The following is a 1,161-nucleotide window of genomic DNA, read 5'->3' as shown; positions in this document are numbered from 1 at the left end:
CTCTTGTTTCATCTGTCGAAAGAATTCTTAAAGAATTTGGAGATAATTATGTAATTAATTTTGCTTAACTACTTAAGATTTGAGATTTAAAATTGTGGAAATGCTCCCACGGATAAATCTGGGGGGTGGTGATTCAGACACAAGCATAAAGTTACAGCTAACGTTGCAGAAAGCTCACCCCTGAGCGGGGTTGGGATGATAGACAGCATATAAAAAAGACGCTCCCCTTAGCCTATATATCAGCCTTTATTCAGTATTAATACAGTATTAATACAGTGGCGCTTTAGCTGGCGGGTGAGCTTAAATTGTTAAGGGGAGGTCTGAGCTATGCACTCATAGCGACGATGATCCGACTTTTCCGACTTTAAAGATCCGACTTTTCCGACTGACTGGAGCCTGAGTGGTGAGTTAACATAGTGATAGGTGCATCTGAGGCTAGGTAAATTACTGCCTAAATTAATCGCAAGTTGTTTGTCCACTTAGAGTTTCAGGCACCAGTAATGTTAAATTGCAGTTCTGCATCAATTCCTTGCTCAGGCACTCAAGATATAGATTCAGCTTTTTGGAAATTATGGCAGGATAATCAAGATTATCTTTACCGTTGCTGTCGCAAGTGGATGAGCAACCCAACCGATGCTGAAGATGCCCTCAGTCGCGCGATGCTGAAAGCTTGGGAGAAACTAAGAGATTGTACCGATGATATCAAAAACTTTAAGGCTTGGTTAACCAAACTGACTTATAACCTGTGCGCCGATATCCATCGAGATCGCAACAGGGGTGCCGTAGGAGTTGACAGTTTAGACACCATTGCTATAGGAAACCAAACCGAATTAATTAGCCAAGAAGAAACACCTGTTCGCGCTGCTATGCGGGGAGAAGTCGAATTATTTTTTCGCGAGGCAATAGATGAGTTGCCAGATAGATTGCGCGAGACTTTTCTTCTCGATTTTGAATCAGGGCTATCTTATCCAGATATTGCAGAACAGCTTGATATATCCTACGATAACGTCCGCAAGCGAATTTCCCAGGCGCGGGCAATTTTGCGTCAGCGGTTCAATGAAAATTTTGGCGAAGATGGGACTGACTCAGGGTAAGCGCATCTCAAACGCTATTGACAAGGGAATTTAGAGGCATCATCATGTTGGGTGGGATAAACAAGCA

General features: G+C 42.8%; 1 protein-coding gene. It reads left to right on the top strand.

Features of this window, described 5'->3' with window-relative positions:
* Positions 1–500 precede the first annotated feature (500 nt).
* A complete protein-coding gene (locus QUA04_RS29745; protein ID WP_333264424.1) occupies positions 501–1,094 on the top strand; it encodes a sigma-70 family RNA polymerase sigma factor in 594 nt (197 codons plus the stop codon).
* The last annotated feature ends 67 nt before the right edge of the window (positions 1,095–1,161 follow it).

The organism is Microcoleus sp. S13_C5 (assembly GCF_036700845.1).
GTDB lineage: Bacteria > Cyanobacteriota > Cyanobacteriia > Cyanobacteriales > Microcoleaceae > Microcoleus.
Note: the sequence above shows the minus strand (reverse complement) of the source record. Positions and strands in the feature narration are given on the sequence as shown.

Coding starts and splice junctions, on each gene's coding strand:
- QUA04_RS29745 (WP_333264424.1), top strand. CDS start 501: ATGTTAAATTGCAGTTCTGCATCAATTCCTTGCTCAGGCACTCAAGAT.